Raw genomic sequence first — 6,906 nt, 5'->3', positions numbered from 1 at the left:
CTCCTTTGAAGGCGAGCCGGCCGTTACCGATGACGAGAGCAGTGCCGTCGGCTGGTTCGCGCCCGACGACTTGCCCGAAATGCTGCCCAATATGGCCCGCAGCATCGAGGCCTATCTCCGGTTCAAGACCACCGGAATATTCCAGATGATCTGAGAGGCTATTTGGAAATTCTTCTCTGGCCGCCATCTAGCGGCGTTTTCGGCGCTTCCGGTGCTCACGGACCCGGAATATTCCAGATGATCTGATGGGCTAACCCTGTTCCTGCATCCGCCGAGCGATTGCCCGCTGCAGGTTCGGGGCAGCAGCGACCAGCGCCTTGGCCGCCTCGGATTGCGGGTGATCCAGCACTTCGTTCGTCTTGCCGCGCTCGACGATCTTGCCGTCATGCATGACCAGCACCTCGTCCGTGATGGCACGGGCGACGGACAGGTCGTGTGTGATGAAGAGATAGGCGATGCCGAGTTTTTGGTTGAGCTCGGCGAACAAATCCAGGATCTGGGCGCGGATCGAGACATCGAGCGCCGAGACCGGCTCGTCGGCGACGACCAGCTTGGGGCGGGTGATGATAGCGCGGGCGATCGAAAGGCGCTGGCGCTGGCCGCCGGAAAACTCATGCGGATATTTGTCCATGTCGCGCTGGTCGAGGCCGACTTCATGCAGCGCATGCGCCACCATTTCGTGGCGCTCGGCGCGCGTCGGCTTCTTGTCCAGAACATGCAGGGGTTCGGCGACCAGTTTTTCAACCTTCTGGCGCGGGTCGAAGGAGCCGTAAGGATCCTGGAAGACAACCTGCATGTCACGCCGGGCCGGCTTCAGTTCCGCTTCGCTCTTGTCGGTGATGGACTCGCCGCGAAACCGGATCGTGCCCGAGCTTGGTCGGTCGAGCGCAAGGATCATGCGGGCGAGCGTTGACTTGCCGCAGCCGGAGCGACCAACCAGCGCCACCGATTGGCCTGGCGCCATCGACAGGGATACATCGTCCACGGCACGGATATCAGGCGCACGCCTGAACAGCGAGGTGCGCCGGCCGGGATAGTCGCGCGCCACGCCCTCGACCTGAAGCAAGAGTTGGCTCGATCCGACGCCATGCGGCCTCGCCCGCGCCGGCACATGCATCGAGGCCTGCGCCAGTTGGCGCGTGTAGGGGTGGAGCTGTTCGGACAGCGTGCGCGCCGTGTCACCGGCCTCCATCACCTCGCCGTGGCGCAGGATGGTGATGCGGTCGGCCATCTCGGTCACCACCGCAAGATCGTGCGAGATCAACAGCAGGCCCATGCGGCTCTCCGCGACGAGGTCGCGCAGGAGGTCGAGGATCTGGGCCTGCAGAACAACGTCGAGCGCCGTCGTCGGCTCATCGGCAATCAGCAGCTTCGGTTTCAGCGCACAGGCGATGGCGATGACGACGCGCTGGCGCTGGCCGCCGGACAGTTCGTGTGGATAGCGCGAGAGCGGGAATTTTGCCGAGGGCAGGCCGACGCGGTCGAGCATTTTTCGCGCACGCTCCTCGGCCTCGGCGCGGCTTGCCCTGGTGTGCCAGCGTATGCCCTCGGCGACCTGTTCGCCGATCGTCTTGACCGGATTGAGCGCCGTCATCGGCTCCTGGAACACCATGCCGATGTCGTCACCGCGCAGCGCGCACATCTGGTCCTCGGTTGCCGCGAGGATGTCGATGCCGTCGAACGAGACGCGCCCGGTGGCGCGCGCGGCATGAGGCAGAAGCTGCATCACCGCCAGCGCCGTCATCGACTTGCCCGAACCGGATTCACCGACCAGTCCCATGACCTCGCCGGGCGCAACGGAAAGCTCCATGCCTCTGAGGATCGGCGTGTCGCCTATGGTCAGCGACAGGTTCTCGACCTCGAGCAGGCTCATCGCTGCCGCCGCGATTTCGGGTCGAGGATGTCGGCGATGCCATCGCCCAGAAGGTTGAGCCCAAGCACGGTGACGACGATCGCCATGCCGGGAAAGATTGCCATCCACGGCGCCACCACCATGCGGGTCTGCGCGTCGAACAGCATGCGGCCCCAGCTCGGCATTGGCGGTTGGGCGCCCAGGCCCAGATAGGAAAGCCCAGCTTCGGCCAGGATGCCCAGCGCGAACTGAATGGTGCCTTGCACCAGAAGCAGCGTGGCAATGTTGGGCAGCACATGTTCGATGCTGATCTGCGTGCTGCTCTTGCCGGCGGCGCGCGCGGCAAGGATGAACTCGCGCGGCCAGATCGCCAGCGCGCCGGCCCTGGCGACACGGGCAAACACCGGAATGTTGAAGATGCCGATGGCGATGATGGCGTTGACGGCGCCCGGTCCGAAGATGGCGGTGATCATGATGGCCGACAGCAAAGCGGGGAAGGCGAAGACGAGATCGTTCAGCCGCATTAGCGCCTCGTCGACGAGGCCGCTGCGCGCTGCGGCAAAGGCGCCGAGCGGCACGCCGACCCCCATGCCGATGCCGACCGCGACCAACGCCACGGCAATGGAATTGCGGGCGCCGACCATGACCATCGACAGGATGTCGCGGCCGAAATGATCGGTGCCGAACCAGTGCGCCAGCGAGGGGGCCTGCGTCTTGTCTGATATCACCAGTTTCGTGACGTCGTAGGGTGTCCAGACGTAGGAGATGATCGCCATCGCCAGGATCAGCAAGGTGATGACGAAACCGGCAACGAACGCGGTGTTCCTGAAAGCCTTGACCAGGATGCTGCCGAACGTCTCCTCGGGAATTTCGATGTGCAGCGTCATTGCCGGCTCCTCAGGCGCGGATCGACGACTGCATAGGAAAGGTCGACGAGGAGGTTGACGGCAATGACGGCGGCGACCAGCAGCATGACGACGCTTTCGACGACGATCAGGTCGCGCTGGGTGATCGCCTGGAACACCAGCCGGCCGAGGCCGGGCAGATAAAAGACATTCTCGATGATGATGGTGCCGGCAAGCAGGAAAGCGAACTGCAGGCCAAGAATGGTCAGCACCGGGATCATTGCGTTGCGCAGCGCGTGCCGCCATAACACCGCGCGGTAAGGCAGGCCCTTGGCGCGGGCGGTGCGGATATAGTCCTCGTTCAGCACCTCGATCAGCGCCGAGCGGGTGACGCGTGCCAGGATGGCGGCCTGCGGCAAGGCAAGCGCCACTGCCGGCAGCAGCAGCGATTTCAGCGCCGGCCAGAGGCCTGCGCTCCAGCCGGGAAAGCCGCCGGCCGGAACCAGCCGCAGCCAGACGGCGAAGACATAGATCAGCATCAGCGCGAACCAGAAATTGGGGACAGCGACGCCAAGCTGTGCGGCGCCCATCGCCACCGTATCGCCGGCCCGTCCGCGGCGGCTGGCGGAAAACAGGCCGACCGGAATGGCGATGATGGTGGAGAGCGCCAGCGCAATCAGCGCCAGCGGCAGGGAGACAGCCAGCCGCTCGCGCACGAGATCGATGACCGGCACCGAATAGGTGTAGGAGCGGCCGAAATCGAGACTGAGCAGGCCGCCGGCCCAATGCAGGTAGCGCCAAGGCAGCGGCGCGTTGAGCCCCATCTGATTGCGCAACAGTTCGACCTGGTCGGCGCTGGCGTTCATGCCCAGCATCAGCCGCGCCGGGTCGCCGGGCAGGATCTCCAACACGGCGAACACCACGATGGAGGCCAGCACCAGCGTGGCAATCGCGATGGTGAGCCGCTTGAGGAGATAGACGGTCATGAGGCCGCTGCGTTGCCGATGGCAGACAACAAGTGACGATAGCGTTCTGCGACGCCCCCCTCTGTCCTGCCGGACATCTCCCCCTCAAGGGGGGAGATCGGCAATTTCAGCGCAGGCGCTACAAAGGCTTCATTGATGAATGGCGAAAGCGCTGACAAGAGCGAAGTATTCCCCCTTGAGGGGGAGATGCCCGGCAGGGCAGAGGGGGGCGCGAAGGAGCGCAAGCGGCGCCTTTTGGCCAACAGCCTTACTCGCTCCACTTCACCTTGGTCAGGTCATTGGCCTGGATCGGTGCGTTTTCCCACAGTCCTTGCAGCTTGGCATCCCAGACGCCGACCTTGGGCAGTTCGAAGAGGAAGCCGACCACGGCATCATCGGCCAGGATCTTCTGCGCCTGTCCGAGCAGTTCCTTGCGCTTGGCCTCGTCGGAGGTGAGGTTGAGGTCGGCAATCACCTTGTCGAAGGCGGGGTTGTCGTAGTTGAAGTAATAGTCCTTGCGCGAATAGATATCGATGTCGTTGGGCTCGGTGTGCGAGACGATGGTCAGGTCGTAATCCTTCTTGGTGAACACCTGATCCAGCCATTGCGCCCATTCGACCGGGATGATCTCGAGATCGAYACCGACGTCGCGAAGTTCCGAGGCGATGATCTCGCCGCCTAGCCGCGCGTAAGAGGGAGGCGGCAATTTCAACGTCGCCTTGAAGCCGTTCTCCAGTCCCGCTTCCTTCAGCAGTTCCTTGGCCTTGGCGACATCATGCGGATAGCGGCCGGTGAGGTCGACATAGTCCTTGTTGGCCGGTGACATGTGCGATCCGATCGGCTGGCCGAGGCCGGCCGAGGCGCCGTCGATGATCGCCTTGCGGTCGAGCGCATAGGAGATCGCTTGTCTCACCTGTAATTTGTCGAAAGGCGGCTTCTTGTTGTTGATCGACAGGAGGGTTTCGCCTTCGGTCGCGCCGATCACCACCTTGAAGCGCGGGTCGTCCTTGACCTGGGCGACGCTGTCGGCATCGAAGAACGGGAAAGCCTGGATGTCGCCAGACAGCAGCGCCGGTACGTAGGCCGCCGCATCCGGCACGATGCGGAACTCGGCCTTGTCGAGGGACACCGGCGTGCCCCAGTAATTGTCCGACTTGACCAGCGTGATCGACGACCCCTTGGCCCAGCTCTGGAATTTGAACGGGCCGGTGCCGATCGGCTTCTCCTTGTTGGTGTCGGCCGATTCAGGCGCCACGATCACCGCGTCGCCCCAGCCCATATTGTAGAGGAAGGAGCCTTGCGGGTTCTTCAACGTCACCTTGACCGTTGCCGGGTCGACGACATCGACCTTGTCGATCGCTGCGAACAGACCCTTCTGCGCATTGACCGAATTGTCGGCGCGGGCGCGGTCGAGGGAGAACTTAACGTCACTGGCGTCGAAATCGGTGCCGTCGTGGAATTTGACGCCGGTGTGCAGCTTGAAGGTGTAGACCTTGCCGTCATCGGAAATGGTCCAGCTTTCGGCCAGATCCGGCAGCACCTCGCCATTCGGCCCGATACGGGTCAGGCCCTCGAACACATTGGCGTAGAGAACCTCGTCGATCGCCGCGGCAGCACCGGCGGTCGGATCGAGATGCGGCGGTTCGAGCGGGATGCCGATGACGAGGTCGGTTCGCGCGGCGAATGCCGACGTGCCAGTGGCCAGCGACAGCACCGCTGCGGCCAGGATGGTTTTCCACAATCTCATCGTGCAACTCCCCATGCGTTTTCAGACACGTGCTCAAACCCGGGCGATAGAAGCGTGATTTGGCCACGGAGTAAATTGCGTTTCGTTCTGCCCGGCAGGATGGCTGGGAATGTTTTTGCCGTGACAGCCCTGTCGGCTGGTCGAAGCTTGTTGCGATGCGACTATCCCGTGGCTGTGCCGCGCAGCAGCACGTTGAGCCCGATCGCCATCACCTTGGCCGCTTCCACCATGTCCGATATCCCGACCCATTCGTCCGGCCGGTGGGCGAGGTCTAGAATGCCCGGACCGTAGGCGATGCAATCATAGATATGGCCGATGCGGGCAATGTGCTTCTGGTCGTAGGTGCCGGGCGAGATGACATAGTCCGGTTCGCGGTCGAAGATCGCCATGATGCCCTGCGCCACCGCCTTGACCACGGGCGCGTCGCGCTCCGTCATCAGCGGCAGCACTTCCATCAAGTCGCGGATCTCATAGTCGAATTTTTTCCGCTCGCGCTTCAGCCGGTCGAGAATGCCGGTCACTTCACCTTTGACCGTGTCGAGGTCCTCCTCGAGCAGGAAGCGGCGGTCGATGGTCAGCCGGCAGGAATCGGGCACGTTGGGCGAAGGCAGGCCGGGCCGGAAATCCTCGGTCTGGCCACCGTGGATGGAGTTGATGTTCATGGTCGAGCGCTTGGCGCCTTCGGGCACCACCGGCATGCGCGTCGTCTTGCGATCGAGCGCGGGGAATAGTTCATCCTCGAAGGCCTGCAGGACGGCGCCCATATGGCGCACCGCATTGTCGCCGAGAAACGGCATCGAGCCGTGCGCGATCTCGCCCTTGGTCTCGATCTCCGCCCACCAGACGCCGCGATGACCAAGGCAGATGCGGTCCTTGTTCAGTGGTTCGGGGATGATGACGTGGTCGACCCTGGGTTTCGAGAAATAGCCGAGCCTGGCCAGATGGGCGACGCCGCCGAAGCCGCCGGATTCCTCGTCGACAGTGCCCGATATTTCGATGGCGCCTGGAAAGTCGGGAAACACCTCCATGAAGGCTTCCGCTGCAATGACCGAGGCGGCAAGGCCACCCTTCATGTCRCAGGCACCACGGCCGTAGACCTTGCCGTCGCGGACCACGCCGRCAAAGGGATCGACGCTCCATCCGTCGCCGGCTTCGACAACGTCGATATGCGAGTTGAAGTGGACGCAGGCGCCCGGCGACCGTCCGTCGAACCGTGCAACGACATTGACACGCGGGTAGCGATCGGTGTCGCCGGGTGTGCCCTCGGCACGGATGAATTCGGTCTCGAAACCACTCTTCTTCAGTCGCGCACCGAGATATTCGGCGCATGGCCGATAGGCCTCGCCGGGTGGGTTGATGGTCGGAAATCGGATCAGGTCGGCGGTCAGCGCGACGACATCGTCGCGCCGGTCATCGATCGCCTTGAGGAGTCGCTCGTTCATGCGACGAGTTGAGCAGCGATATCAGCGGTTTTGCAAGCCCGACGGTGAACAGACC

5 protein-coding genes are annotated in these 6,906 nt (G+C 63.4%); all 5 read right to left on the bottom strand.

The features are described 5' to 3' along the window. Positions 1-250: 250 nt before the first annotated feature. On the bottom strand, positions 251-1,873 hold the full coding sequence (locus tag ACXJ7R_RS21080; protein WP_457153536.1) for an ABC transporter ATP-binding protein: 1,623 nt from the start codon (positions 1,871-1,873) through the stop codon (positions 251-253). Continuing rightward, positions 1,870-2,739: an ABC transporter permease gene (locus ACXJ7R_RS21075; RefSeq protein WP_457153535.1), complete on the bottom strand. Its 870-nt coding sequence runs from the start codon at positions 2,737-2,739 to the stop codon at positions 1,870-1,872. The genes ACXJ7R_RS21080 and ACXJ7R_RS21075 overlap by 4 nt, the downstream gene beginning before the upstream one ends. Then, positions 2,736-3,683: an ABC transporter permease gene (locus ACXJ7R_RS21070; RefSeq protein ID WP_457153534.1), complete on the bottom strand. Its 948-nt coding sequence runs from the start codon at positions 3,681-3,683 to the stop codon at positions 2,736-2,738. Before ACXJ7R_RS21070 ends, ACXJ7R_RS21075 begins: the two co-directional genes overlap by 4 nt. Positions 3,684-3,930: 247 nt before the next feature. Next, positions 3,931-5,409, bottom strand: coding sequence for an ABC transporter substrate-binding protein (locus ACXJ7R_RS21065; RefSeq protein ID WP_457153533.1), 1,479 nt, complete (start codon positions 5,407-5,409; stop codon positions 3,931-3,933). A 161-nt stretch (positions 5,410-5,570) separates the two neighbouring features. Continuing rightward, a complete protein-coding gene (locus ACXJ7R_RS21060) occupies positions 5,571-6,851 on the bottom strand; it encodes an acetylornithine deacetylase/succinyl-diaminopimelate desuccinylase family protein (protein ID WP_457153532.1) in 1,281 nt (426 codons plus the stop codon). Positions 6,852-6,906: the final 55 nt, after the last annotated feature.

This window comes from Mesorhizobium sp. P5_C1 (assembly GCF_054049815.1).
The sequence above is the reverse complement of the archived record's forward strand: the minus strand, read 5'-3'. Positions and strand labels throughout refer to the sequence as shown.